At 68.7% G+C, this 26,711-nt stretch carries 20 protein-coding genes and 2 tRNA genes; 10 read left to right on the top strand and 12 right to left on the bottom strand.

The genetic code is table 11. The features are described 5' to 3' along the window. The first annotated feature begins 47 nt into the window (after nucleotides 1-47). The 8 genes from ACIBX3_RS26885 (at nucleotide 48) to ACIBX3_RS26850 (ending at nucleotide 9,611) form a co-directional block, all read left to right on the top strand. Entirely contained in the window at nucleotides 48-1,805 is a 1,758-nt protein-coding gene (locus ACIBX3_RS26885; protein ID WP_397121537.1) for an ABC transporter ATP-binding protein, read from the top strand. Beyond that, nucleotides 1,802-3,598, top strand: a complete 1,797-nt coding sequence (locus tag ACIBX3_RS26880; protein ID WP_397121535.1) for an ABC transporter ATP-binding protein — start codon at nucleotides 1,802-1,804, stop codon at nucleotides 3,596-3,598. The genes ACIBX3_RS26885 and ACIBX3_RS26880 overlap by 4 nt, the downstream gene beginning before the upstream one ends. A gap of 10 nt (nucleotides 3,599-3,608) precedes the next feature. Further along, nucleotides 3,609-4,466, top strand: coding sequence for an NAD-dependent protein deacetylase (locus ACIBX3_RS26875; RefSeq protein ID WP_397121533.1), 858 nt, complete (start codon nucleotides 3,609-3,611; stop codon nucleotides 4,464-4,466). Nucleotides 4,467-4,471: 5 nt separating this feature from the next. Beyond that, nucleotides 4,472-4,855, top strand: coding sequence for a YchJ family protein (locus ACIBX3_RS26870; protein ID WP_397121531.1), 384 nt, complete (start codon nucleotides 4,472-4,474; stop codon nucleotides 4,853-4,855). Between the two features lie 111 nt (nucleotides 4,856-4,966). After that, nucleotides 4,967-6,214 (top strand): ATP/GTP-binding protein, encoded by a 1,248-nt coding sequence (locus tag ACIBX3_RS26865; RefSeq protein ID WP_397121529.1) that lies wholly within the window; start codon nucleotides 4,967-4,969, stop codon nucleotides 6,212-6,214. A 50-nt stretch (nucleotides 6,215-6,264) separates the two neighbouring features. Then, the gene (locus ACIBX3_RS26860; protein ID WP_397121527.1) at nucleotides 6,265-6,897 is read left to right on the top strand and encodes an RloB family protein; all 633 of its coding nucleotides are present in this window, start codon (nucleotides 6,265-6,267) and stop codon (nucleotides 6,895-6,897) included. Between the two features lie 1,765 nt (nucleotides 6,898-8,662). Then, complete coding sequence (locus ACIBX3_RS26855; protein WP_397121525.1) at nucleotides 8,663-9,301, top strand: DUF6461 domain-containing protein; 639 nt, start codon at nucleotides 8,663-8,665, stop codon at nucleotides 9,299-9,301. Between the two features lie 58 nt (nucleotides 9,302-9,359). Then, nucleotides 9,360-9,611 (top strand): hypothetical protein, encoded by a 252-nt coding sequence (locus tag ACIBX3_RS26850; RefSeq protein ID WP_397121523.1) that lies wholly within the window; start codon nucleotides 9,360-9,362, stop codon nucleotides 9,609-9,611. Here the strand turns inward: ACIBX3_RS26850 and ACIBX3_RS26845 are convergent. From ACIBX3_RS26845 to ACIBX3_RS26835, 3 genes are all read right to left on the bottom strand, one after another. Beyond that, nucleotides 9,603-9,674 (bottom strand) — tRNA-Pro (locus ACIBX3_RS26845). The two genes, ACIBX3_RS26850 and ACIBX3_RS26845, sit on opposite strands and share 9 nt — an antisense overlap. 7 nt (nucleotides 9,675-9,681) lie before the next feature. After that, nucleotides 9,682-9,755: transfer RNA gene (locus tag ACIBX3_RS26840), tRNA-OTHER, on the bottom strand. Nucleotides 9,756-9,800: 45 nt separating this feature from the next. Further along, entirely contained in the window at nucleotides 9,801-11,213 is a 1,413-nt protein-coding gene (locus tag ACIBX3_RS26835; RefSeq protein WP_397121521.1) for a hypothetical protein, read from the bottom strand. Nucleotides 11,214-11,326: 113 nt separating this feature from the next. Here ACIBX3_RS26835 and ACIBX3_RS26830 point away from each other — a divergent pair, with 113 nt between their 5' ends. Next, nucleotides 11,327-11,524 carry a hypothetical protein gene (locus ACIBX3_RS26830; protein ID WP_397121760.1) on the top strand — a complete coding sequence of 66 codons (198 nt, stop codon included), beginning with the start codon at nucleotides 11,327-11,329 and terminating at the stop codon, nucleotides 11,522-11,524. A 783-nt stretch (nucleotides 11,525-12,307) separates the two neighbouring features. Here ACIBX3_RS26830 and ACIBX3_RS26825 read toward each other — a convergent pair. Then, nucleotides 12,308-12,697 carry a hypothetical protein gene (locus ACIBX3_RS26825; protein WP_397121519.1) on the bottom strand — a complete coding sequence of 130 codons (390 nt, stop codon included), beginning with the start codon at nucleotides 12,695-12,697 and terminating at the stop codon, nucleotides 12,308-12,310. A gap of 36 nt (nucleotides 12,698-12,733) precedes the next feature. Between ACIBX3_RS26825 and ACIBX3_RS26820 the strand changes: the two genes are divergently transcribed. Then, on the top strand, nucleotides 12,734-16,294 hold the full coding sequence (locus ACIBX3_RS26820; RefSeq protein WP_397121517.1) for a CHAT domain-containing protein: 3,561 nt from the start codon (nucleotides 12,734-12,736) through the stop codon (nucleotides 16,292-16,294). A gap of 5 nt (nucleotides 16,295-16,299) precedes the next feature. Here ACIBX3_RS26820 and ACIBX3_RS26815 read toward each other — a convergent pair whose 3' ends face one another. The 8 genes from ACIBX3_RS26815 to ACIBX3_RS26780 all read right to left on the bottom strand — a co-directional run bounded on the left by ACIBX3_RS26815 (nucleotide 16,300) and on the right by ACIBX3_RS26780 (nucleotide 26,618). Beyond that, a complete protein-coding gene (locus ACIBX3_RS26815) occupies nucleotides 16,300-16,884 on the bottom strand; it encodes a hypothetical protein (RefSeq protein WP_397121515.1) in 585 nt (194 codons plus the stop codon). Between the two features lie 1,196 nt (nucleotides 16,885-18,080). After that, entirely contained in the window at nucleotides 18,081-20,663 is a 2,583-nt protein-coding gene (locus ACIBX3_RS26810) for an NACHT domain-containing protein (protein WP_397121513.1), read from the bottom strand. After that, nucleotides 20,660-21,058, bottom strand: a complete 399-nt coding sequence (locus ACIBX3_RS26805; protein WP_397121511.1) for a hypothetical protein — start codon at nucleotides 21,056-21,058, stop codon at nucleotides 20,660-20,662. Before ACIBX3_RS26805 ends, ACIBX3_RS26810 begins: the two co-directional genes overlap by 4 nt. A 572-nt stretch (nucleotides 21,059-21,630) precedes the next feature. Then, entirely contained in the window at nucleotides 21,631-22,461 is an 831-nt protein-coding gene (locus ACIBX3_RS26800; RefSeq protein ID WP_397121509.1) for an SAM-dependent methyltransferase, read from the bottom strand. 101 nt (nucleotides 22,462-22,562) lie between these two features. Then, nucleotides 22,563-23,558 (bottom strand): LacI family DNA-binding transcriptional regulator, encoded by a 996-nt coding sequence (locus tag ACIBX3_RS26795; RefSeq protein ID WP_397121507.1) that lies wholly within the window; start codon nucleotides 23,556-23,558, stop codon nucleotides 22,563-22,565. Next, nucleotides 23,555-24,433 (bottom strand): carbohydrate ABC transporter permease, encoded by an 879-nt coding sequence (locus ACIBX3_RS26790; protein ID WP_397121505.1) that lies wholly within the window; start codon nucleotides 24,431-24,433, stop codon nucleotides 23,555-23,557. Before ACIBX3_RS26790 ends, ACIBX3_RS26795 begins: the two co-directional genes overlap by 4 nt. Then, nucleotides 24,433-25,305 (bottom strand): carbohydrate ABC transporter permease, encoded by an 873-nt coding sequence (locus ACIBX3_RS26785; RefSeq protein ID WP_397121503.1) that lies wholly within the window; start codon nucleotides 25,303-25,305, stop codon nucleotides 24,433-24,435. Before ACIBX3_RS26785 ends, ACIBX3_RS26790 begins: the two co-directional genes overlap by 1 nt. Continuing rightward, complete coding sequence (locus ACIBX3_RS26780; protein WP_397121501.1) at nucleotides 25,302-26,618, bottom strand: ABC transporter substrate-binding protein; 1,317 nt, start codon at nucleotides 26,616-26,618, stop codon at nucleotides 25,302-25,304. Before ACIBX3_RS26780 ends, ACIBX3_RS26785 begins: the two co-directional genes overlap by 4 nt. Between the last annotated feature and the right edge of the window lie 93 nt (nucleotides 26,619-26,711).

Raw genomic sequence — 26,711 nt, 5'->3', positions numbered from 1 at the left:
GTCCCCCCAGCACGCCGACTCCTTCGAGACAAAGGGCATGACGCTTCTTGAGATCGTTCGACCCGGGGATTCCACCGCATAGCACCACCGTCCTGCGCCTGCTCAGGCCGGGACCCCGCCCCGCCGCCGCGCTCGCCGCGGCCATCGCCGCCGCCACCGCGCTCCCGCTGGCGGCGCCCCAGATCACCCGCCGCTTCGTCGACGACGCCATCAGCGGCGCCGGCATCCGCCACCTGACGCTGATCGCCCTCGCCTATCTCGCGCTGGCCGTCGCCGGGCAGGCCGCCAGGATGGCGACCGCCTGGCTGGCCAGCAGGCTGGCCTGGGACGGCACCAACCGGCTGCGCGAGCGGCTCGCCGGGCACACGCTCGGCCTGGACCTGGCCTACCACGGCCGCCACACGCCCGGCGAGATGATCGAGCGCGTGGACGGCGACGTGGTGGCCGTCGCCGACTTCGTCGTGGCGTTCCTGCTGGACGTCGTGGCCAGCGTGCTGCTCCTGGCCGGAGTGGTGGTCATCGTGTTCGGCGTCGACTGGCGCATCGGCTGCGCGCTGCTGGCGTACTGCGTCCTGATCGGGTACGGCATGGCCCGCGCCCAGCGGGCGGCCGTCCCGTCGGCGGCGAGGTCACGGGCGGCGAGCGCGACCCTGTTCGGCACCCTCGAAGAGCGGCTGGCCGGCGCCGAGGACATCAGGGCCAACGGCGCCGGCGAGCACGCCGTCCACCGCTTCCACCAGATCAGCGCCGCCCTGTTCCGCGCCGAGAACAAAGACGCCCGCGTCGGGACCACGCTCCTGGCGGGCACGTCGGTGGCGTTCGCGGCCGGCACCGCGATCACGCTCGGGCTGGCCGCCTGGGCCATGACCACGGGCGCCCTCACGGTGGGAACGGTCGTGCTGCTGTTCCAGTACACGCTCATGGTGCGGGCGCCGTTCGAGCGGCTGATCGACCAGATCAGGGAGTACCAGGCGGCGCTGGCCGGGCTCGCCCGCATCGGCGGTCTGCTGGCCGAGCGGCGCACACTGGCCGATCCCGCACGCCCGCGTCCGCTGCCCGCTCGTGGCGCGCTCGGCCTGCGCCTCGACGGCGTCAGCTTCGCCTACCCAGGCGACGACGAGCAGGTGTTGTCCGGCATCACCCTCGATCTCGCCCCCGGGGAGACGCTCGGCCTGGTCGGGCGCACGGGCAGCGGCAAGACCACGCTCGCCCGTCTCGTCCTGCGACTCTACGACCCGGTCGAGGGCACGGTCGCCGCCGGTGGGATCGATCTGCGCGAGGCGGACCCGGCGTCCGTACGCCGCCGGATCGGCGTCGTCACGCAGGACGTCCAGCTCTTCGCCGCCAGCGTGCGCGACAACCTGACGCTGTTCCGGCCGTCGCCGGGCGACGATCGGCTGCGCGCCGTCCTCGACGGCGTCGGCCTGGGGGATTGGCTGGCCACGCTGCCCGGCGGGCTCGACACCGAGCTGCCCAGCGGGTCTGCCGGGGTGTCGGCGGGCGAGGCGCAACTGCTGGCGTTCGCGCGGGCCTTCCTGGCGGACCCCGGGGTCGTCGTGCTCGACGAGGCGTCCAGCAGGCTCGACCCGGCCACCGAACGCCGCATCGAGCAGAGCATCGACCGGCTGCTCGACGGCCGCACCGGCGTGATCATCGCGCACCGGCTCTCCTCGCTGTCCCGCGTCGACAAGATCGCCGTGCTGGAGCACGGCAAGATCATCGAGTACGGCCGCCGCACCGACCTCGCCGCCGACCCGCGCAGCCGGTACGGCCGCCTGCTGGACCTGGCGGGGGTGGACCGGTGAAGCCGGTGATGCTGGTCGCCACCCGGCTGGCCACCTTCGACCTGCGCCGCTACCTCGTCGGCGCGCTGCTCTGGATGCCGGTCCACGTCATCCCGCTGGGCGGCGGGCTGGTGCTGCAGCAGCTGTTCGACCAGCTCGGCGGGCACCGGCCGGCGAGCCTCTCGCTGTCGCTCTGGCTGTGCGCGGCTTTCGTGGGAGTGGAGATCACCCGCGGCATCATGATCGTCATCGCGTGGACGTACGGCGTCTACTGGTGGACGGCGGCGGCCACCCTGCTGCGGGCCAATGTGCTGCGCTCGGTGCTGACCGCACGCGGGCCTGCCGCCGCACGGCTGCCGCACTCCTCCGGTGAGGCGGTCGCCCGCATGCGCGACGACGTGGCCGACGCGGTCGACTTCACCGACGAGAGCGTCAGCCTGGCCGGCACGACGCTCTTCGCCGTCGCCGCGCTGGCGATCATGGCGTCCATCGACCCCGTCATCACGCTGGTGCTGGTTGTGCCGATGCTCGCGATCACGGTGCTGAGCAGGGCGCTCCGGCGGGCGATCGGGCGGCTGCACCAGCGGGCCCGGGCGCTCGGCGCGGCCGTCACGGCCTGCATCGGCGAGATCTTCGGCGGGGTGCTCGCGATCAAGACCGCCGGCGCCGAGGAGGCGGCGCTGGAGCGGCTGCGCGAGCACAACCGGCGGCGGCGCGACGCCGCCGTCAAGGACCGGCTCGCCACCGACCTGCTCGACGCCGCCACCGGCACGACCATCGAGCTCAGCATCGGGCTGGTGCTGCTGCTGGCCGCGCCCGCGATGCGCGGCGGCGAGTTCACGGTCGGTGACCTGGCGCTGTTCACCAGCTACATCGGCTGGCTGACGGCCCTGCCCCGATCGATCGGCACGGTCCTGTACCGGCTGCCCCAGGCGGCCGTCGCGACGGAACGGCTGACGCGCTTGATGGCACCCCACGAGAGCGCCGACGACCTGTCCAGGAACAACGGCGTCTGGCTCCACCACGACCCGCCCGCGCCGGCGGCCGTGCGATCATCGGACCGGGACCGGCTGGAGGTGCTGGAGTCCCGAGGCTTGACCGTCCGGCACGACGGAGATCGCGGCGTCCGCGACGTGGACCTGTGCCTCGAACGCGGCACCTTCACCGTCGTCACCGGCGCGGTCGGCGCCGGCAAGACCACCCTGGTCCGAGCCCTGCTCGGCCTCCTGTCCCTGGACTGCGGGACGATCTCCTGGAACGGCGTCCCGGTCGGCGACCCGGGCACCTTCCTGGTCCCCGGCCGGGCCGCATACGCCGGCCAGGTCCCGCGCCTGTTCTCCGAGACCCTTCGCGAGAACCTGCTCCTCGGCTGGCCTGCCACCGACGCCGAGATCGGCCGGGCGCTGGAACTGGCGGCGTTCGAGGAGGACCTGGCCGAGATGCCGGACGGCCTGGACACCGTCGTCGGCCCGCGCGGCGTGCGCCTGTCCGGCGGCCAGGTCCAGCGCGCCACCGCCGCCCGCGCCCTCGTCCGGACCCCGGACCTGCTGGTCGTGGACGACCTGTCGTCCGCGCTGGACGTGGAGACCGAGCGGCTGCTGTGGGACAGGATCGCCGGCCGCGGCCCCGAGACGGTCCTGGTGGTCTCGCACCGCCAGGCGGCCCTCGAACGCGCCGACCAGATCATCGTCCTCGACCGCGGCCGCGTCGCCGGCCGGGGGCGGCTGGACGAGCTGCTGGCGACCTGCCCGGAGATGCGCCGCCTGTGGCGCGCGGAGCGGATCGCGGAAGCGGAGGAACAGACCGGCGATTGAATCGGGCACTATGGGTGTTGTGACACAAAGCACCACGGAGGCTCCGCTCGCCGGGACCGCCGCGCTGGCGGACCTGGTCGGCAGGGGAGGCGTGGCGGTACTGAGCGGGGCCGGCCTGTCCACGGAGTCGGGCATCCCCGACTACCGCGGGCCGACCGGCCGGGCCAGGCGCGCCGAGCCGATGACGTACCAGCGGTTCGTGGGCAGCGCGGAGGCCCGGCGCCGCTACTGGGCCCGCAGCCACGTCGGCTGGCGCCAGATCGGCCAGGCGAGACCCAACGCCGGTCATCAGGCCGTGGCGGCCCTGGAACGCCACGGCCTCGTCACCGGCATCGTCACCCAGAACGTCGACGGCCTGCACCAGGCGGCGGGGGCGCGGCAAGTGATCGAGCTGCACGGCGGCCTCGACCGCGTCGTGTGCCTGTCCTGCCGCGAACGCAGCTCGCGGGCCGAGCTGGACCACCGCCTGCGCGAGGCCAACCCGGACTGGGCGGCCACCGGCCTGATCAACCCCGACGGCGACGCCGTGCTGACGGACGAGCAGGTCGCGGGCTTCCGGGTGGTGGACTGCACGGGCTGCGGCGGCCTGCTCAAGCCCGACGTGATCTTCTTCGGCGAGAACGTGCCACGCCCGCGCGTCGAGGAGTGCTTCGCGACCGTGACGGCCGCCCGGGCCCTGCTGGTGCTCGGCTCCTCGCTCGTGATCAAGTCGGGACTTCGTTTCGTCGCCAGGGCGGCCGCCCTCGGCATCCCCATCGCCATCGTCAACCAGGGCCCGACCGGCGGCGACACCCACGCCACGCTCGCCTTGGACGCCCCGCTCGGCCCGACGCTGACCGGCCTCGCCGGCCACTTGGGGGCACAATAGAGCGCATGCCTCCTCGATCATGCCCGTGCGGCCTGCCCGCCTCCTACCAGGACTGCTGCGGCAGGCTGCACCGTGGTGAGGCGGTGGCCACGACGGCCGAGCAGCTCATGCGGTCCCGCTTCAGCGCGTTCGCGATGGGCGACGCGGCCTACCTGCTGCGCACCTGGCACCCGTCCTCCCGCCCCGCCCACCTGGACCTGGACAAGCGGATGCGCTGGGTACGGCTGGAGGTCCTGGAGACCACGGGCGGCAGCGTCGTGCACACCGAGGGCACGGTCCGCTTCCGCGCCCACTACGTCGAACGCGGGCGGCCGGGGGAGATGGAGGAGCACAGCCGCTTCGTCCGCGTCGACGGCCGCTGGGTCTACGCCGGCGTGCACTCTGGATGACTCAAATAAACGATCAAGCATCTACGGGTATCTCGATGCCATCTTCGTGAATTTTCCGTCAGAGGCGACGTAAAATAGGGATCTCCTTCCTGTCTTTGCTGGGGGCGCGCCATGCTTGTGGGATTCCGGGCCGCGAACGTCCTGTCGTTTCGTGGGGAACTCGAGCTGTCGCTGCTCGCCCCGGACGGAAGTGACCGCGCCGCACGTGCCGCCGGAGGGCTGCGCATCTCCCCAGTAGCCGCCATTTTTGGCGCAAACGCCTCAGGAAAGACCAACGTGCTGGACGCCATGCGGTGGATGCGGCACGCGGTGCTCGATTCGGTGGCCGACTGGGTCCGCGCCGAAGGCGTGCCGAGGCGGCCTTTCGCACTGGAGCGCGAGGCGGCCAACGAAGCATCCCTGTTCGAGGTGGACGTGGTCATCGGCGATGACAGGTACGTCTACGGCTTTGAAGTGTCCGATGTACGCGTGGAGACGGAATGGCTGCACGTGTACCCGCACGGAAGCCGCCGGCGGCAGGTCTGGTTTGAACGGGATGCCGAGCGGCCCGAGCGAGGGCAGCCGGAATACCGGTTTCCCAGCGATTGGCTGAAGGGCGCCAAACGGCCTCTGATCGACTACACCAGGCCCAATGCCCTGTTCCTCACCGCGGCGGGATCGCTTCAGATGAGACAACTGGCGCCGTTGCATGACTGGTTCAAGCACAATCTCTGGCTGGTCAAGCCGGGCGACGATCTGCGACAGCGTGACGCGCACATGAGATGGGAGCTGCTGAAACCCGGGTTCCACCAGCGTGTCAAAGGCCTGCTGGCCGTCGCCGACTTGGGTGTCGTCGGGCTCGAGGTCCACGACCGGGGAGAGGAAACGCCCGAGGTTTCCCTCATCCACCTCGGCAAGGACGGCCCGGTCCCGTTCGATATGCATCAGCAGGAGTCCTTCGGCACTCTTGCCTGGTTCGTGTTCCTTGGGCCGCTCCTCGAAGCGCTCGACGACGGAGCGATGTTGCTCGTCGACGAGCTCGACTCCAGCCTTCATCCGTTGCTGGTCGCGGAGGTCGTCCGGCTTTTCGAAGATCCCGTTGCCAACCCGCGGGGGGCGCAGCTCGTCTTCACCGGGCACGATGTGACCTTGCTGAGCAAGGCGCATGTCGAACGCCCTCTGGACCGTGAGCAGGTGTGGATCACCGAGAAGCGGAAGACCGGCGAGTCCGAGCTCTATCCGCTCACGGCCGTGGGCGTTCGGGCGGACGAGAGTCTCGAACGCGGATACCTGCGCGGCCGATATGGCGGTGTGCCTCGCATCGGGCTCGGCGGCATGGCGTTGGAGGTAGAAAGGCGTTCGGCCGGGGGCGGCGTGTGAGCAGGGTACGAAGGAAGGGCCCGCCCACCGGAGGCGCCCGGGTACCACGCGTGGTGACCGAAGGCCGCAAGCGCAAGGTCATCTATGCGGTGGTGGAAGGAGAGAGCACCGAGCGCGACTATCTGGGCTTCCTGGAGGAGCGCTTCGGCGGCGATCCACCGGCCTTCGAGATCCATGTCCTGTGGAAGCGCAAGGGGCTGAAGCCTCACGAGGTGGTGAGCTGGGCTCTGGAGAAGCTCGGCGAGATAGACGATCCACGGCGCGAGCAGGTGTGGGCGTTCTTCGACAGGGACGATCACAGCAGAGTCGAGGAATCCTACGCACGGGCCGAGGCAGCGGGCGTGCACGTCGCCTTCTCCCACCCATGCTTCGAGCTCTGGTTGCTGCTCCACTTCGCGGCACGACTGTCCGGTGCTCAGACATCGAAGGGCGTTCAGGACCGCCTGAGAGCCGCCCACCGTACCTTCCATGACTTCGACAAGCGTCTCGACGCCCCTCGCCTGACGGCGCTGTACGGTAACGAAGCCGATGCCACGAATCGGGCGAAGTCTCTGATCGGTAACTGTCCGAGCATGGTCTGCACCGCCAAGAAGGGACATGGGCCCGACTGTAAGGTGCTCGATCGAGTTCCCTCGACGGATGTCTGGCGGCTGCTCGCCGAACTCGGCATCGTTTCCCGCTGACCTCATTCCTGGGCCCTGTACAGTGCCGGATCCGTAAGCGGACGCGGAATACGCCGCCCGGTTCCGGTACGGGCGATCAGGGCCGCGGCCGTGTACTCCAGCGTCTCGATGATGAGGGCGCGCGGCGTGTCGCGGTCTCAACAGGACCTCGGCCACGCGGATGGTGGGCTGCTTGTGGTGCAGGCGCAGCCGGTGGATCGTCCAGGAGCGGGCGGCGGCCAGTTCGGCGACCTGGCCGAGCCGCTCGCCCTTGGTGAGGGGCCGCGCCGCTTGCTTACCGGCCGGGGCGGGTGGCAGCCCATAGAGGGCGGCGTTGCGTGGGATGCGGGAGGTCCATGACACGGTTGTGGGTAGAGTGCGCAGTGGTTTGCCGTGGTAGGCGGCATCGGCCACCACGTGGATGCGACGATCATCGAGGAAGCCGGCGAGCAGGCTGAGGGCCATCGCGGCGGTGGTGACGCCCAGGCCGCCCTTGTCGTCAGCGGAGGTCATTGCGACCACACCGTGGAGGACGTGCTGCTGGCCACCGACCGGTCTCGGCCTGAGCCGATCCGGCTTGGCGCCGGTGACCTCCTCAGGTGTGGGGGGCCGGCTGGTCCATGCTGGTAGCAGTCCGGTGTCCCGAAACAGCAGTCCGATCCGGCGAAGTCCCCGGCTCCATGCCGGCCAATCCTCGCGGGGAAGCGTCGAGGCGAGGCGTTGCCATGCAGAGGCCTCCTCAGCGGACTGGTGCTGACGATCCCAGGGCGGCTCCAGACCTGCCTGGAGTGCGAGAGATCGAGCCTCGTCCAGCGCTTCGTGCGCCTCACGGGGCGTGGCCCTGATCGCGATCACGCGACCTCCGCTGATGCGCCCTACCATCAGCCGACCGCTGCGGCGGCCAACGTGGGCGCGAAGCCCTGGCGCGCCGACCACGCCTTTGGACGAGCGGGCGGACAGCAGCCGAGCGAGACGATTGGGCAGTTGTCCGGGGGCGGGCCAGAGCGTCAACGCATCGACGTCGGGCGTGACGCCGCTCAGACCGAACATCGACCCTGCGGGGGGAGGTAACGCCGGTGGGGACACGGAACGAGCGAGGGTGACGAGGACAGCGGCTTCGAGGCTCTGCTGGGACGGATCTTCAGCGTCCGGGACAAGGCCGCGGTGCAGGCCATTACGCCGATACCATTCCAGAGCTGCTTCGTAGGGTTCGCCCGTGTACTCCTGCCGCCAGCAGGCGGGCTTGTTCTTGGGCATGTAGTGCCAATCTGCGGTACGGCTGCCCGGACCGGCGCACCGGCAGAAAAGAGTGGTCTGCATGAAGCTGACAAGGCGTTCGCCTCTTTCCCGCTGCTGGCGCACCGTACGGGTCCGGGCCGCACCGTGCTGGCGGAGGCAGCAGCAACTGCCGCCTAGATACTAGCCCTGGTGCGCGCTTGTGTGTCACCGCATGTCTGTGGCGCGAGAACCCGGAGACACACCGCGCGTCGCCTACGACGGCGCGGCCGACTACACCCACCGCCGTCTAGCGCACCTGTTCACCTACGTGGCGCGGGACCCCTCCCAGGACGCCGCCACCGTTACCTTCGGCCAGGCCACGTTCGACACGCCGGCCGCCATCACTCAACGCATAGATGCAACTCCACACTGTAGGCGGCAATGGCATCGCTGACCCCAAAGTCTGCAAGATCCGACAGGGCCTCACCAACAAAGCGACGATCTACCAGTTGCATGCGGTTCCTGCGAGGATCTCGACGATCCGTCCGACCGAGCGAAGGGACCATGTGTGAACACTGGAGAACCGCCGATCACCGGCTTGCGCGAGCACTACCGGCAACTCCGTTCCAGCCACCCTTGGCTGGACGTGGCCATGTGCTGGTCGGTAGTGGTGCCGGACAGCGGACGTGCAGTCAAACTCGACGAGATCGCCGTCCGGCTCAGCGGGGGCACGCCATACCAGCTTCATGAGCCGACATCATTCAGGGCCGCCGGGCCTCCTACTGAGGACGCCTATCCCGTGCTCATCGACTGGTGCGGTCCCGCCGCCATGCTCCTGGAGATCGACTACCTCGGATCAGTCCCTTCCGTGCTGCAGCGGCTCAGTCAGGGTGCTCGGGTCTACAGCGCTTGGTGGAACGTCAACCTCCACAATCGGCTGAGCTTCGCAGCCGGGGGCGAGCTCATCTTGGCGATCGACGCGTTCTTCCCCGGGACCCCGGAAGACTATCCCGGCATCGGCCAATGGCCTGAGCTGCAGGCGATGACAGACTTCTTCGTCGAGTTCGAGGAACGCGACGAGGACTACGACTGGATCGCCGCCTGGCTCGCGGTCATCGAGCAGACCACTGGAGCAAGGCTGACCAGCGAGTGGCTGGAAGAGGCACATCCGTACATAACGGTCCGTATGCCCGACGCAGCACGCTGACCTCGGATGCTCGGCTGGGAAACGATCACGCGCATCTTGGGAAGCGATCTTTGCCCGTGTGTCATCGTCGCTGTTCAACCACACTCCTGAACACCTCTCGAAGGCCGGCGTGGTCATCGACGTCCGCGCCGACGCTCGGGTGTCGGAGGCGGACGTGGAGGCGTTCACGGTGACCGCTCAGACGTGCGCCCTGCTGGGCTGGGAGTTTCGGCGTGTGGGAGGGATCGACCCGATCCTGGGCGGCAACGTTCGCTGGCTCGTTGGACGGCGTGACGGAAGCGGTAAGGGCAAAGCTGGGCGGCCTCGTTGACCGGGCTCGAACCGGCGTCCACCCGGTCCCGAGCCGGGCGCTCTACCACTGAGCTACAACGAGGCCTCGCCCATCGCCGACCGGGCTCGAACCGGCGTCCACCTGGAAGAAGAGCCAGGCGTTCTACCACTGAACTACGGCGTGGCCGCCTCCAGTCTGCTCGGCGCCAGCTGGTTTGCGCCACCTCTTTTATGCGGGATGCTCCTCCACAGGCAGATCACTGAGCACGACTCCGGACTGCAGCCCGTGCCGGGCTTCGGCGGCGAGTTCCTGTTTGACGTGCTTGCCGCTGAAGACTCCAGCCCGTCGCAGCAGCGCCGCCCATGACGGGTCCCCGATGGTCACGCCGTGGACCAGCTCCGGCGTGGGCCGGAACACTGCCGTGGCCCGCGGCGGCGCGGCCGCCGTCCAGCCAGAGGAGGCAGGATCGAGGCCGACGCGACGGCAAGCGGACTCGACATCGGCGCGGGTACAGGTCGCGGTACCGTCAAGCACCGCCCACGGCGGCGGTAGCGTTGCCCACACCTTCGTGTTGGGATCGAGATCGCCGCCGGTGGCACGGTGCCAGGCGGCCAGGTCGGCAGCCATCAGCCGCATCACCTTGCCGGGACATGCCGCGTCCAGCAGTTCCAGGGCGTTCAGCGCGGACAGGCAGGCCAGCCAGCCCGCGCGGGCCGCGTTGTAGGCGACGGCCAGGTTGTTCCAGGTGGTGGAGTCGTGGCCACGCCGGACGATCATCGTCTCCCGGTCGGTACCTGGCCGCCAGCGCTCGCGCAGCATGGCCGCACTGCGCCGCAGGACCGACGACCAGCGGCCGAGCAGCAGGCCCCGCTCCTGCTCGCTCAGGTGCTCCAACACGTCCGGGCTGGTGCGCACCTGAGCGATCATCCACCAGTCCGAGTGGCTCGTGCACCGATCCAGCAGCAGCGAAGCGATCTCGTCGAACGGATTCTCCCGCCCGGCCAGGCTGAACTCCCTGCGCAGCTTGCGGCGCGCGCTGTAGTACGCCACGAAGCAGGCGGCGTCGGTGTCCGCAGCGAACCGCTCCAGCGGCACCTCTGCCGCGAATCCCGTAACCCCGACCATGAGCAGGTGCCGCTTGTCCTGCTCAACGGCCAGTGTCCCGGCCTTGGCAGAGACCCTGCGCAGCATCCGAAACCGCCGGTTGTACTGGCGCTTGGAAAGGTCCATCCCGGCCACGTCGCGGGCCCGTCGGTTGAGTCGGTCGGCTAGGAAGTCACTGTGGTCGGGCGTCCATCGGATCGAGCGACCCATGCTCGCGGCGAACTCCAGCAGCGACTCCGGATTGTCCGGATCCACCTCCGCCGACTGTCCGAACAACCGGGCGGCCGCCGCCACCTGCCGTGCCCCGCCCACCGGACGGGCGTAGTCGCTCGACATGGAGGAGAACCACGCCGCGCTTCGCGAGGAGTGCTTGGCCGCGCGCTCCAGCACCACACGCTCGCGTCGGGTCAGCCGCCCCTCCAGCGCCAGCAGCACCAGGTCGGCGACATCTTCCGGGCGGTAGCGGCGGTCCAGCGAGCCGTGCAACTCGGCCATGATCTCGCGATGGGATCGCGGTCGCGGGTTGCGGTTCCTCATGGCTCCATCATCGCCAGATCCGGCACGGCAATCGACTGGTTTGTCTCGGATCACTGGCTGCTGCCGATCAGCGGCTGGAAGAATGCGCCGACCACTACGACGTGAAGATCCAGATGTACGGCTATGCCGGCCCTCGCACCGTCGTACTGGAGGGCAACCCCGGCGAAGGCCGCTTCGTTGCCGCGACCGGCACCGACCACAAAGTGACCGGCATCCTGGGCTGGAACATGGCCAAAGCCGTCCGCCAGCATCGCCTCCATTTGGCGGAAGGCACACCACGGAGCGCCATGACGACCGAACTTGATCTTTGACCCGAGGGTCGCCGTCAGGAGGAGGCTGCGATCGATCTCTTCGCGACCGCAGCTCGCCTCAGCCCGATCGGGTGACACCATTCGCTTGGTGCCCGGATCCATCGTTGATGCGGCCATTTCTGCACGACCGTACGGGAACGCTCACCTCATGGACCGCTGTGACCGCATCCGGCTGGACGGACGCAAGCCCGAGGCTGCCCAGCACGATCGTGGCCGGCGGCTGATGAGAGCGGAGGTCTCTGCGTCGTTCGGCGTGACGTCATCGTGGAGGCGGGATGTCGAACCAGCGGACGCCCTCGGCTGGGAAACGATCACATCGATCCCGGGAAGCGATCTTCTCGGTCCCTCGTCCGCCCGAGATCGAGCCCATTCGTGAACACCCCAAGGCACAAAACGTGTTACCGATAGGGCTGCGGGGACGCTGCAACACGTGTCCGAGCAGCGGCCCGAACATGCCTGTAAATGGAGAACATGTACCGCGACGTCTGAGCAAAGGACTTCTGGATCATGGAGGTCCGTTTGCACGAGAGGGACCGGCGCATGTCCGGCGTGCTGAACGTGCCCATGGCACCGCGACAAGTCCAGGCGACGCAACGGAAGCGGCTCGCGCGGCCAGCCGAGGAACGCACACATCCACATCTCGTCTGTCGTCAGCGTGCCGGCGAACGAGGGGAGCCGGTCGCCCGGCTCATCGGCGGTTCGGCGGTCGGGCAGGGCGCTGGCGGCCTGCCGGAACGGATCCTCCCAGCGGAGCGATCAACGAGTCCCGCAGCGCTGCATAGTTCAGCCGGAGGCATCCCACCTCAGACCGTACGCACGAGGTTTCGAAGCGGGGCAGGCATTCGTCAGTCGGTCGGTAGTCCAGCGCATCGTTGGCACACCCTCGGTGGTCTGCGATTCTTTTGATGACGCCTGCAGAGCGGCATAAAGCGGAAGGGCTGCAGCATGGATCTGTACAAGTACATAGAGGCGGCCCAGTCCGAACGGCTTTACGGTGCGCTCCGTGCATTCTGCTTGATGACCTCTTCCGCCCGGGCGGCGCGTTTCCTGCGTATCCACCCTGAACTGTTGACCGCCGTCACCGAGAATCATCGAGAGCAGCTGAGGAAGGAGGTCGAAGGCGCAGAGGACGGCGTGCGGAATCAGTGCGAGTATCGGTTGTGGGTTCTTCATAACGCGCTCCTCGGGGCTGACCGCGAATTCGCTGGCATGATCAACCGGTTCGGGGACGTCCCGGCGGAGACGAGACACGAGCGATACATGGCGCTTGCCGACGATCTCATGTCGATCAGCAGCGGCGCGGAAATGCTGGGGTTCGTGGCCGCCTTTCCCGAGTTCGTCGCTCCGCTGTGGTGGCGGGAGTTCGAGGAACGACGCGACGCGGCGCGGACCGAAGGCGACGAATTGTTCGCGCACGTGTCCGAGATGCGGGCCTACCTGTTGCGGCGCTGCTGGCACGCCGGACGGGCTCTCGGTTTCGTCCAGGCGCACGTCGTACAAATGATCGCGGCGAACGAACGCGCCCAGGCCGAACTGGACGATGGCAGCAACGCCGCAGTCATGCGGCTCATGGACCTGCTCGGCGACCTGTGGGACCCGGAGAGCACGCTCGCTGAGCGCAGCCGCCTCCTCGTCGAGCATCCCGAAGTACTCAGCGACGACGCCTGGCAGCTGCTGGAGGCCATGATGCTGATCGTGGAACATGGTCTGGCCGATCCGGCCGGCCTCGTCGACGATCACATGCGGGACGAGCTCGACCTCGCGGCCCAGTTCCTCCACGCCTCCCGCACACGCGGGCCTGAGCAGGGCTGCATGGCCATGGGCCTCTACCAGGCGTTCAACGCCACGAGCGACGCCGAGGCGGCGGACCTGCTGAAGACCTACCTCGCGACGTTCGGCACACGCTTCCCGGACCAACTGGTCGAGATCCCCGATGGGGGCGACCCCGAGCGCCTCACCGCCCGGATGGCACAGCGCAGCCAGATGGTGGACGACCTCGCCGCCGAATGGGAAGCGGACTGGGCGGACCTCGGCCCGACGTACCTGGCCGCCGACCTGGACCTGGCCGGCAAGCTTCTGCGCGAGCGGCCGCTCCTCCATGCTCCCATCGCCGTGGCGACGCTGCGCGACCGCGCCGGTGACGAGGCCGGTCAGCTCACCGAGGCACGCATCCGGCTGCTCGAACGGTGCCAGGTCGTCGGCATCGACCTGGCACTCGCCGAAGCCCGTCAGAACGAGATGCAGACCGCCATGCGCGAGAGAAACCGCCTGATGGCGGCCGAGACCAACCGGCTCTCCGGACGCCCCGTGATCGTCGTGGACCGATGGAGCATGGCCGAGGCCGGCCTGGAGATGCCGGAGAACCCGTTCCTGGATGCCCTGGCCACGGCCAGAAGCGATTCCGCGTACAGGACATATCTCGGCAACCCCGGCCGCGACACGCTGGAGACGGCGCTCGACGTGATCGACAGCGATCTCGCCGAGGGCGCAGAAGGGGGGCGGCGCAATTACCTCCTGAACATGCGGGCCGGTGGTTTGCGCGACCGGGCGCGGTTCACCGGCCGCGTCGCCGACGTGGACGCCGCGATCGTCGCGCTCCGCGAAGCCGTCGCCACGACCCCCGACGGCCCCGACCACACGCTTTACCTAGCGAACCTGGGCACCACGCTCTGTGAGCGGCACCAGATGATCGACGATGTCGCCGCGCTCGGCGAAGCGGTCCCGATGCTGCACCAGGCGGTTGACGACACACCGGCCGACTCGCCGTATCTGGGGGAGCGCCTCTACATGCTGGGGCACGCCCTTTTCGCCAGGCACGAGACCTCTTCCGACCTGCAACCTCTGCTGGACGCGGGGGAGGTCCTGGAGCGAGCGCTCGGCGCGGTCCCGGCCGACGAGCCGTCGGTGCGGGACAAGATACGGACCGGGCTGGCGACCACCCTCTGGCAGCAGCGAAAGCTCGGAATCTACCGCGGCTCCGACGAGTACGTCATCGACCTACTGCGTTCGTGCTTCACCAACACCACACTGACGGACACCGACCGGGCCATAGCCGGGTTCAACCTCGGACTGACGCTGAAGCAGCTCGACGCCGCCGACACGGAGTTCCGTCCTGTGTTCGAGAAGGTCTACGAACTCGGCGCGGTGCACGCGCCACAGTCCGCATGGCGGGCGATGTCCCATCTTGGCGACTGGTACGGCGATCGCGGCGACCATGCCGTGGCCGCCGGCTACTACCGCAAGGCACTGGCCCTGATGCTCCGCATCAGCGAAGCCCAGACCGTCGACGACCACGGGGCTCGCGGCCGAGGTGCGATGACCTCCGTCACCGCGGCGGGTGCGTACGCACTGGCGCGATCCGGGCGGCACCGGGAAGCGGCCGAGACACTGGAACGTGGCCGAGCCACCCTCCTCACCAGGCGGTTGACCGCCGAATCCGCCGACCTGTCACTCCTGGACGCGGCTGGCAGACACGATCTTTCCACGCGTTATCGCCAAGCCGCCGGCCAGCTGAACGCGCTGACGGCGACAGAAAGGATTCGCCGCACCGAAATCGCTGACCGTACCGCCCTGCACCGGGCGCGCGACCGGCTCGACCAGATCATCGAAGAGATCCGGACGGTGCCCGGGTGCGCCGGATTCCAGAAAGCAGACGCGGCAGCCGACCTGGCCACCGTATCCGCCGCCCGGCCTCTGGTATACGTCGCAGCCGCCAGAAAGGAGGGCCAGGCACTGATCGTCACGGACGATGCCGTGATCCCGATCTTCCTGCCTCACCTGAGCGAAAGCGATCTCGGCGGACGCGTCGCCGCCTGGCTCGACTCCGGTGACCTCGACCAGCCAGCGCGCGTGAAAGCCCTCGACGACCTGACCAACTGGCTCTACGACGCCGTCATGGGACCGCTGTCGCTGGAACTCCGGCAGGCCGAGATCACCCTGGTGTGCTGCGGCATGCTAGGACTGGCCCCCCTACACGCGGCATGGACCGCGGACCAGAGCCGGCCCTCGGCCCGGCGCTGGGTGATGGACGAACTCAGCATTGCCTACGCACCGAACGCACGCACCCTGCACGTGGCGGCCCAGCTCGCGGCGCGTGCCCATGACTCCGGGGTTCTGATCGTCGACGAGCCCTCGCCCGTCTCGGCGGCGCCGCTGACCTATTCTCACTTCGAGGCGCGGGCCGCGCACCGGCTCCCGGGCCCTCACATGCGGCTACGTCACGAGCAGGCCACCAGAGCGGCGATCGTGGAAGCACTTGGCTGCAAGACCGCGGCGGTGGCGCACCTGTCCTGCCACGGCACGGCGAACCTCGCCCATCCTCACCGAAGCGCACTCATATGCGCCCACGACGAGCTGCTGACCCTGGATGACTTCTTCGGCATCGACCTGACCGGCATCCGGTTGGCCGTACTGTCCGCGTGCGAGACCGCGCGCATCGGCGGTGCGGATCTCGACGAGGCCCTGGGCTTTCCCGCCTGGCTCGTGCACGCCGGAGTGCCCACGGTCATCGGATCGTTGTGGCGGGTCCCCGGAGCCGGAACCGGCGAGTTGTTCTCCCGCTTCTATGACCACCTCGCGGATGGGTACACCCCGCGGAACGCGCTCCGGCGGGCTCAGCAGGCTGTCCGGGACACGACCGTCGCCGAGAAAAACTCGTACCTACGCTCACGATTCGGTGATGTCGCCTCCCCATGGCCGACGCTCCCGGATGCCGCGCGCCCCTACGCCCGACCTTACTTCTGGGCGGGTTTTTCCTACTACGGCGTCTGAGAGGCTCATTCTTCAGGCAAGGGCCGGGTGGTCGGCCCTTCGAGTTCTCCCGCCGCCCAACGGTAGGAAACGATCGCCTTGCTGAGACCGGGATCGACACTGCGACGCTGTACCTCGGCGATCACGTTCCCGATCTCCTCCGGCGGGGTGGCCGCGTCGAAGGACATCTCGACCTCCACGACGATCTGGTCAGGCCCGTACACGGTGCGCGCCACGATGGAGTGCTTCGCCAGCTCGCCCCGGCTGTCGGAGCCGACTGCGGAGAAGGCCCCCCGCAGCCGATCCCACAGGCGGGTGCAGACCTGCCCCACAACCCAACTGCCCGCCTCGGTGCCGATGAAGACGCAGATCAAGAGAAGCGCCTCCATGGCGCCACCCGCCTTGTCGTCCTCGCCGACCTCACGCACCGCCGCCTGCCCCGCCTGACGGAACGGAACCAGGTCACCGTCGAAGGGGTCAGGCACGGTGGGAATGCCAGCTTCGGCGGCCACCTCATAGAACCGGCGGGAGAAGTCCTGGTAGGCAAGATCACCAGGGGTGCTGAAGAGACGAACTGTCGCTCCCGACGAAATCTCGGCCCAATCGGACATTCGTCACCATCCTTTGCCCCTCTATCGGGGGTTTCGCTCGGCACTGGACCATGGGCGCTTCGTGGCCAGGGCACCCTTCGCCGAGATGAGGCGATGTCACTGTGCCACAGCGCGGGTCGAGGAAGCCATAGGTGGCGTCGCCGCCAGCCGGCCAGCACGGGAGCGCGGCGGGGCCACGTTGCTCGGTCCGCCAACATGGGGACGTAGGACGACGGTATCGACGTCAGCCGGTGTGCCGTCACACCAGCGCCAACCGCTCACCGACATCGTTCCCAAGACCGGGCGCCGGCTTGACGACGATGTGATCCACGAGCAGGGCGAGCAGTTCCTTCTGCGCCGCCGGATCCGCGTTGCCCCACTAGTTCTCCACGGTGCCGATGCCTGCCGACACGAACTCGGCGCCGCGCTGGCTCCTCGGTCATCGTGACTCCTGGGGGAAGGTACTCGCTGACCTACCGTATGCAGGGGATACGGATGCGTCACTCTTAACGCTGGAGTCTGCTTCATCCGGAATATCGGCGTTCGAGAGCGTTCGAATGGCGCGGGCGGCCGTCAGTCCCCCACGCCGCTCCTTCGAGCAGCGAACAGTGCCTTGCGCCAGCCAGCCGAGCAGCCCCCTGTTGCAGCGCTCCAACCCGCACGATTGGTCGGCGCCGGCCCTCGGTTTCCCAGGCGCCGGCGATGTGGAAACACGGGCGCCAATCACTTGGCTCTCGAACTACTCGGCCGGCTCTGCCGCCGCGTCGGATCGGCGGTACGTCAGCTCCGCCGCAAGACCAAGTTCTCGCCGTGCGCGCGTTCCCAGCGCTTCACGCAACGCGGCCACCTCCTGGCGGTGCACGCGCTGCGGCCCGGGAGATCTCTGCCGTCAGCGCCAACACCACGTTGTTGCTGGGCGCGCCTCTGGACCTCATCACCATTCTTCTCGGTGTGAGCGACGGCAGCACCTCCCTTTAGTCAGTGGCCCGCGATGTGCAGTCTCGTCGTTCAGAGATGTGAGCCAACGTCCCGTTGACCGGGTACAAGCGAAAGGCCCTTGGTTGCCGGATGGCACCTTCCACCGCACGACCCGACCATTCGTTATCGGGCATCGAGAGCAGGGGTGGGCATTGTGCTCCTCAGCCACATCAGGGAAAGCCTCCGGTAGGTCGCGCCACGCCGCGGATCGACAGGACTCGCGGGCACTTTCTGTATGGTCAGTCTGGGTCATCAAGGGAGATCTCCTGGCCGTCCTGTAGCCCGCGCCAGCGTTCGTACGGCACCCGCCCCATGAACCAGCCGTCCAGCACGAATTGCACCACAAGCACCGAGAGCGTCTCAGCGTGATCGGCCCCCACAGCCCTCGCAAGGAGGTCGGCCGACTCGGCCAGGGACTCCTGCGCGCGCAGGAAGTCGCCGAAGTCGCCGTCCTGGCAACGGTCGACGAGCACCAGGGACGTACGGAAGACCAGCCGCGCCACCGAGACGTCCTGCCGTCCCCGGCGTGCCCGCAGGGTCTCGGCGAGCGCGGTGTAGGCCGCAACGGCGTCGTCCAAGTCGAACCGCAGGTGGTCCGACTCCGCCCGGCGCAGCTCGGCCGGGCTGTGGGGAAGGTGCTGGTGGGGAAAGGCCGCGAGCACGCTCGTGTGCGGCAGCGACGTGTCCACCGTCTCCGGTGTGTCCGCCTCGAACGCGGAGGCCAGCCGGACGATCGCGGCCGGGACGTCCTCACTGCCAGCGAGCGCCGCCCCTGCGTAGATCGCCGCCGTGCCGGCCAGCGCGTGGGACAGGGACCGCGGTGCCGTGGCCTGCACGGTAACGCATTTCCCGATCAGGGATTTGACCGCGCCAACATGCAGCTCCGCGCCCGTCAGCACTAGCGGCGGGACGACTTCGAGCCTCGGTTCCAGCCTGGCGCCCGGCGTCCTGGCGAGTGCCTTCTGCAGTTCGACGTTGCGGAACTCGTACGTGGCGCCGACCGGCCGCAACAGCCCCGCGTACCGCATCTTCTCCAGGAACGGCACCAGCCGGAACGGCAGGACCCCGCGGAAGGCCAGCCAGAGGCGGGACATCAGGTACGGCCCCCAGCTGGTCTTCGCCCGGTTCGGATGGCTCGTCGGCGGGATCGACGTCAGGACGTGGGTCCCGCCGAGGAGGATCAGAAACGGCAGGGCAGGCAGCAACTCGCCCATCGAACGGAAGAAGACCAAGGACGCGAACACCATCAGGTAGAACGACTGCGGCGGCCTCGCCCGCAGCATCGCCCTGCGGCGCTCGGCCCGCACGCTCCTGCGTGCGTCCTGGTCGACGAGCCGGGGCGCCGGTTTCGGCGTGTACTCGATCCCGGCCACGGGAATCCAGGTGAAATCACTGAAAGAGTCCACGATGCTCGTGCCGAGTGAGGCATGGTAACGGGCCACCAGCACCTGACCGCCGACCATCACCGTCAGCATGCCGAGCACCAGCAGCACGCTGGTCACCGACGAGCCCATGAGGAAGGCGACCGGGATCGTCAGCGCGGACAGCAGGATCGCGGGCGAGATGACCAGCCACGACACCATCGACTTGCGCTCTCGCGGGGCGATATGGCCGGGCAGCGTCCACCACGCGAACCTCCGGCCGCCGTGGTTGGTCATCACCACGGCCAGGAACGCCAACACCTCCCGCGTCCGCCGCGCGGAAGGAAGGGTACGAAAGGGCCGTCTGAGTCCCTGCGTCACCCGCCTCGCCCTGTTCAGCAGGGCGGGGACCATCGCGTCGACCAGGAACCCCTCGATGGCCGCTGTGTCGGGGAACCGGGCGCGATCGAGAAAATCCTCCGGCAGCACCTGCTCGCCGCGGAACGCCGCCCGCGCCAACCAGATCGTCAGCGGACGCTGGAGTATCGGGGTCATCGGGTGCGAATCGGCGGTGTCCGCCAATGCCAACCCCACCCGATCCCAGGCCTTCTTGTGCGCCTCGGTCGCGTTGGCCGCGACGAACTCCAGCGCCGCGCCCCGCTCGACCGGCGCCAGCTCCAGGGCCGCGTCCGCCGAGATCAGCGACCGCCCCCGGGCGCCCGCGGCCTCCAGATCGTCGGTCCTGCAGGTGAGAATGAACGGATCCGCGCCCGCGAACGCCTGGTTGATGGCGGTCACTGCCTGCGGCACCAGCGACCACGGTAGCTCGTCGAGCCCGTCCAGTACGGGGATGATGTGTCGCCGCCGGGTCAGCGAGAGCGCCGATTTCTCGGAATGGACGACGGCGTACAGGTCGCGCAGCGTTCTTGCGATCCAGTCGTGTAAGGACTCCTTGCCGAGGTTCCAGGACGAGAGCGGGAAGATCACCGGGACCTGGGTCTCGGGCGAGGCGTCCTGCAGGATCTTCAACGTCAGAAGTGTGACCGCCGTCGTCTTGCCCGCCCCGGCCGGGCCCAGGACAACCATCCGCTTCCTGGGCAGTTCCGCGAACAGTGAGGCGATGTCGTCCAGGCCGCCTCGCTCCGGGATCACCGGGGTCCCGGGGAGTGCCAGCACGTTCCCCTCGTACCGCTTCCAGGTCACCTTCAGCGGCGGGTCGCTCAACTCCTGAACGGCCACCTCCTCCAGCAACTGCACTTTGATCGTCTGCCGCAGCTCGTGCAGCACGCTGCTCGTGGCGCCGTCGACCGGCACCCGCAGCCCGCTGAAGGCGGACGTGCTGCCGGAGTCGTAGTGGTAGTGGATCTCGGTACGGGGATTTACGACGTTCCGACCGGCCGCGATCGACCCGGGAGCGGATGCCTGGACCGCACCGACCACCCTGCGCCGCCGGAAGATCATGAAGGCCGCTCCTCCAGGCCAATCTCCGCCTTGGCTCCGACCTCCGTATGGGCGTTGACGACGTCGCCGCCGGCCGCGACGGCTCCCTGCCCCGACGCGATCACCCCTTCACCCTCGGAGTCAGGACGGGTCACCGGCCACGCGGGGTGGAAGACCTTGGTGGAGACGCCCCGGACGTCACGCCCGCCCGCTATCGCGCCGTCCCCCGAGGCCGTCACGAACCTGGCGGGATCACCGGTGCTGTACGTCAACCACCACTGCAGCCCGCCGCCGACCACGACCAGGACGCCCGTGGCCGCCCACCAGGCTACGTCCCAGCGTTGGGTGAGCATGCCCGTCGCCACGTTCACGGCGGCCGCGATCAGGACCGTCCCCGCCGCCGCCATCCCCCTCATCACCCTTGGACCCACCACTGCCCCCAACCCAGAACAGAACGAATCCCTGAGCCAGTATTACCCCCCGGCGACTCCGCCGATTTCGTTCCCGGCTCACAGGACCTGAACCCCAGAACCCGGGTCAGCACCGGAGAACGCCGTAAACTGAAGCCGAACCGTTCCTCCGGGCCGAAAGATTCCTTCAGCCCGGCAGACCTGGTGGTCGCGTTCGACGTGGCCGTCAAGACGTACCCTCGTAGATCGCACAGCCTCGGCACACTCGACGGGCCAACGAGATGCCCGAACCTTATCCGGCACACTGCGGCCGATCGCTCGGATAGGCCATGAAGGTCGAGTGGTCGCCGTACCACCGGCGCGGCTCCCGATCCCGCGTGCTCGGATACGTCATGCACTGTGACGGTATTGAGCTCGAGCTGATCTCGGAAGGCGGTCAATGGGTCGTCAGGCGCACGACCTGGGAAGACTCCCGAGTGGTTCGACAAGAGGAGACGGCCCGGGGAATCCCGCGAGTGGCGAAGGAAACGTGGTACTGGCTTACCGGCAGGAAGCGGTAAGCGCGGGAAGTGTGCGGGTCACGGCTTGCGGGCGACCGCTCCCACGAACGTGTGGTACGTGATCCCGGGCTCGGCCCGGTCCTCGGCCTCCGGCCGCCACTCCGGCAGCGGCACCAGCCCCGGCTCCAGCAGCTCCAGCCCGTCGAAATACGCGAGGATCTCCTCGCGTGTACGCCACCGCCCCGTCCCCAGCGTCTCGTTGAAGATCTTCTCGGCCGCGTACGCCTGCCGCGACACCTCCGGAAGCGCCTCTCCCGGATTGTGGAAATGGGACACGGCCAGATAACTGCCCGGGGCCAGGCGGTCCATGAGGTGCCGGGTGATCCCGCCCGGGTCCTCGTGGTCGGCCAGGTGGTGCAGGATGCCGAACATCAGCAGCGCCACCGGCTCGGCGAAGTCGATGAGCCGCGTGACGTCGGGATGGCCGAGGATCGCGTCCGGTTCCCTGAGGTCGGCCTCCACCACCGTGGTGCCGGCGTCCACGGCCAGCAGGGCGCGGCCGTGGATCAGCACGATCGGGTCGTGGTCCACATAGACCACCCGCGCGCCCGCGGCCACCGACTGGGCGATCTCGTGGACGTTGCCCCGCGTCGGCAGGCCGGAGCCGAGGTCCAGGAACTGCCGGATGCCGGCCTGGCCCGCGAGATGGCGCACGACGCGGACGAGGAACTCACGGTTCGCCCGCGCGGCCTGCGGCGCGTCCGGCGCCACCCGCAGCGCCATCCGCGCCATCTGGCGGTCGGCCTCGTAGTTGTCCTTGCCCCCGAGCATGAAGTCGTAGACGCGGGACACGCTGGGCTTCGTGGTGTCGATCCCGCGCGGCGCGCGCTCCTGCTCGCTGTCGGCCACGGCCGGCTCCTCCGGGTACGTCAGGACTTGCGTGATCGTAACGCTACCGAATGGTGAAATATCGACGCTTTCAGGTAATACGTCACACAGTCACCGCCGGATCACGCCGACTCCCTGATGACCAACTCCGTCGGCAGTATCACCGGATCGACGTGCCCGGCCCCGTCGAGCAGCGCCAGCAGCAGCCGGATGGACTCCTGCGCCATCTCCGCCAGCGGCTGCCTGATCGTGGTCAGCGGCGGATGCGTCGAGAGCGCCACCGACGAGTCGTCGAACCCGCCCACCGCCACGTCGTCCGGCACCCGCCGGCCCGCCGAACGCAACGTGGCGAGCGCACCCGCCGCCATCAGGTCCGAGGCCACGAACACCGCGTCGACGTCCGGCGCCCGCTGCAGCAACTCGGCCATCGCCCGCTCCCCGCTGGCCTGCGTCCAGTCCCCGTGCGCGATCAGCTTCTGGGTGGCCTTGCGCCCGAGCACCTCGGCGAATCCCTCCAGGCGCTGGATGCCGCCGGGGGTGTCCATCGGGCCGGTGATCATGGCGATGCGCCTGCGGCCCTGGCGCACGAAGTACTCCGTCATCTGCCGGGCGCCGAGCCGTTCGTCGGCGGCCGCGTACGGGATGACGTTCTCGTGCCCGATGACCGCGCCGCAGGAGACCGCCGGCGGGCCGGCGACGAGCGCCTCCACCAGCGGGTCGCCGGCGTGCGTCGAGACCAGCAGCACGCCGTCGGCGTGGCCGCCGCGGACGTAGCGGACCACCCGCTCACGGTCGCCCTCGTCGCCGGCCAGCATCATCACCAGCGACAGGTCCCGCTCGGCCAGCATCCTGATGGCCACCCGGATGAGCGTGCTGTAGTTGGGGTCCTCGAACAGCTTCTCGTGCGGCTCCGACAGCACCATCGCCACCGAGCCGGTCCGCTGCGTGACCAGGCTGCGGGCGGCGCGGTTGACGACGTAGCCGGTTTCCGAGATGGCCCGCTCGATCGCCACGCGCGCCGCCGGGCTGACGTACTTGTCCCCGTTGAGGAGACGCGACACCGTGCCGCGGGACACACCCGCGGCGGCGGCGACATCGTGGATCGTGGGACGCTTCACTTGACGGCTCCAGAGGACAGATCTGTCCTCCAGTATCGCTGCATCGTGAGGAAGAGCGCGATCAAGGGAACGATGGACAGGAACGCTCCGGTCAGGATGAGGTTGTACAGCGACGGCTGGTTCGACCCGGCCTGCAGCAGCGTGAACAGGCCGACCGTGAGCGGGAACTTGCCGTCGTCGCCCAGCATGATGAACGGCAGCAGGAAGTTGTTCCAGATGGCCACGAACTGGAACAGGAAGATCGTCACCATGCCCGGCACCATCAGCGGCATCGCCACCCGCGACATCAGGGTCCAGTCGCCGGCGCCGTCGATGCGCCCCGCTTCCAGCAGCGAGTCGGGGATGGCCGCGGCGGCGTAGATGCGTGCCAGGTAGATGCTGTACGGGTGCAGGATCTGCGGCAGCAGGACGGCCCAGTACGTGTCCGCCAGGCCGATCTTGGCGAACAGCAGGTACTGCGGGATCGCCAGCACCACCGACGGAACCAGGATGCCGCCGATGAGCACGTTGAAGATCACGTTCCGGCCGGGGAAGCGGTACTTGGCCAGGGCGTACCCCGAGATCGCCGAGACCGCGGTGGACAGCAGCGCGCCACCGCCCGCGTAGATCAGCGTGTTGACCGCCCACAGCCAGAACACCCCGTCGCGGTAGGCGAACAGTTGCGTCACGTTGTCGGCGAAGCCGGTGCCGAAGGCGAGGGTGGCGGTGCTGAACAGCTCGCCCGGCGACTTGGTCGCCGCGATCATCACCCAGAACACCGGGAACAGGCAGTAGATCGCGCCGACCAGGAGCAGTGCCGTAGGCGCGATGCCGAGCGGCCGGCCCGTGGCCACGCGGACGCGGCGGTGTGTGGTGGCGGCGGTGATCCCGGCCATCAGCCCTCCCCGAAGGCGCGGTTGCGGACCACGCGCAGGAACCCGAACGACAGGACGAGCGAGATCGCCGCGATGACGATCGAGGTGGCGGCGGCCGAGTAGAGGTCGCCGGTGACGAACGCGTCGCGGTAGACCTTCATGAGCGGGCTCCACGTGGAGCTGATCGTGTTGGTCAGCGGGCGCAGCGTGCTGGGCTCGGTGAACACCTGGATCGTGGCGATGATCGAGAACACCGTGGTGAGGATGATCGCCGGGGTCAGGATCGGGATCTTGACCCGGAGCGCGATCTGGACCTCGGAGGCGCCGTCGAGCCGCGCGGCCTCGTACAGGTCGCGTGGGATCGCCCGGAGCGCGGTGTAGAGCACGAGCATGTTGAAGCCGACCCCGCCCCACACCGCCACGTTCGCCATGGAGTACGTGACGGCGGTGGCGCCCAGGAAGTCGACGTCGAGGACATCCTTGATCGGGCTGAGCGAGGGCAGGTAGAGGAATCCCCACATGAGGGTGGCCGCCACACCCGGCACGGCGTACGGCAGGAAGATCGCGATTCGCGAGAACTTCGCCAGCCGTACCCGTGCCGAGTCCAGCAGCAGGGCGAACAGCAGCGCCAGGCCGAGCATCACGACCAGCACCAGCGCGCCGTACCCCAGCACCCGCAGCCACCCGTTCCACAGCTCCGCGTCGGACAGTGCGGCGGCGAAGTTGTCGAGCCCGACGAAGATTTCCCGCCGCGCACCCTTCCCGAGCCCGAGCCCCGACACCTTGGTCCGGCGCATCGCCAGGTAGACCGTGTAGCCGATGGGCACCGCGAGGAAGAGCGTGAACAGCACGATCGCGGGGGTCAGGAAGAGATAGGGAGCCGAACGCTTCATGATGCGATCTGGAAGCCGGACTTGCGCATGTCGGCGACTGTGGCGTCCTGCATGGCCTGGATGGCGTCGGCGAACGGCGACTTGTTCTGCACCGCCTTGTCGAAGGCGTCCTTGAAGGTGTTGTACGTGACGCCGACGTTCGGCCCGAAGGTGAAGCCGCGGGCGCCGGCGGACGCGGCGGCGGCCTGCTGCCAGAAGTCGGGCTGGTTGGAGAAGTACTCGGGCGCCTCGCCGAGCGCCGACTGGGCCTTGGTCGTGGCCGGGTAGATCGCGGCCTCCTTGACCAGCAGCTCCACCGCGGCCGGGTCGGTGTTGAGCCAGGTCGCGAACTGCGTGGCGGCCGCCTTGTTCGGCGTCTTGGACGACACGGCGACGGACGAGCCGCCCCAGAAGCCGGTGTGGTTCTCGCCCGCGTTCCACTGCGGCATCGGTGCGATGGCCCACTTGTCCTTGGCCTTGGGCGCGTTGGTCGCCAGCACGCCCGGCGCCCACACGGCCGACGGCCAGCTCAGCAGCTTGCCGTCGTTGAGCGCCTTGTTCCACTCGGGGGTGAAGAACGGCATGTCGTCGATGGCGCCCTCCTTGACCAGGCCGCCCCAGTAGTCGGCGACCTTCGTGGTGGGCTCGTCGGCGATGTTGACCTTCCAGGACTCGCCGCTGATCGACCACCACTGCCCGCCGGCCTGCTGCGCGAGCCCGGCGAACGCTCCCGGGTCCTTGCTGGAGAACGTTCCGAGGTAGACCTTGGAGTCCTTCTTGCGCACCTCGCGGGCCGCGTCGGCGTACTCCTGCCAGGTCTTGGGGACCTCGATGCCGTACTTGTCGAACAGGTCCTTGCGGTAGTAGAGCATCATGGGGCCGCTGTCCTGCGGGAGGCCGTACACGCCCTCGGTGCCCAGCGTCACCAGTCCCCACAGGCCCTCGGAGAACTCGCCCTTGACCGAGGCGGTCTCGGCCTTGATGTCGGCCACCGCGTCGGCGGCCACGAACGACGGCAGGTGCTGGTACTCGGCCTGCACCAGGTCCGGCGGGTTGCCGGCCTTGCTGGCGGTGAGATACTTCGCGGCCGCGTCGTCGCCGCCGGCCTGCTTGCTGACCGTGACCTGGATGTCGGGGTGGGCCTTGTTCCAGACCTCGACGATCTTGTCCATGTTCGGGGCCCAGGTCCAGAAGGTGAGCTTGACCGGTCCCTGGGCGGCGGCCGTGGGGCTCTGCGCCGCCTCGGGGCTTTCGGCGGGCTCGCTGGACCCGCAGCTCGCGAGGGTGGCCGTGAGGGCGACGGCCACAAGGGCTCCAAGGCGGTTGGCGCGCATGCGTACCTCCGTAAAGTTCTGTGAACGTGCACAGAGTGGAGCAGGCCGGAAATGTCCGTCAAGGGGTCGTTACGCTCTCGTTAACTGCACGCG

Origin of the sequence: Nonomuraea sp. NPDC049480 (assembly GCF_044465905.1) — a bacterium.
Lineage (GTDB): Bacteria > Actinomycetota > Actinomycetes > Streptosporangiales > Streptosporangiaceae > Nonomuraea.
The sequence above is the reverse complement of the archived record's forward strand: the minus strand, read 5'-3'. Positions and strand labels throughout refer to the sequence as shown.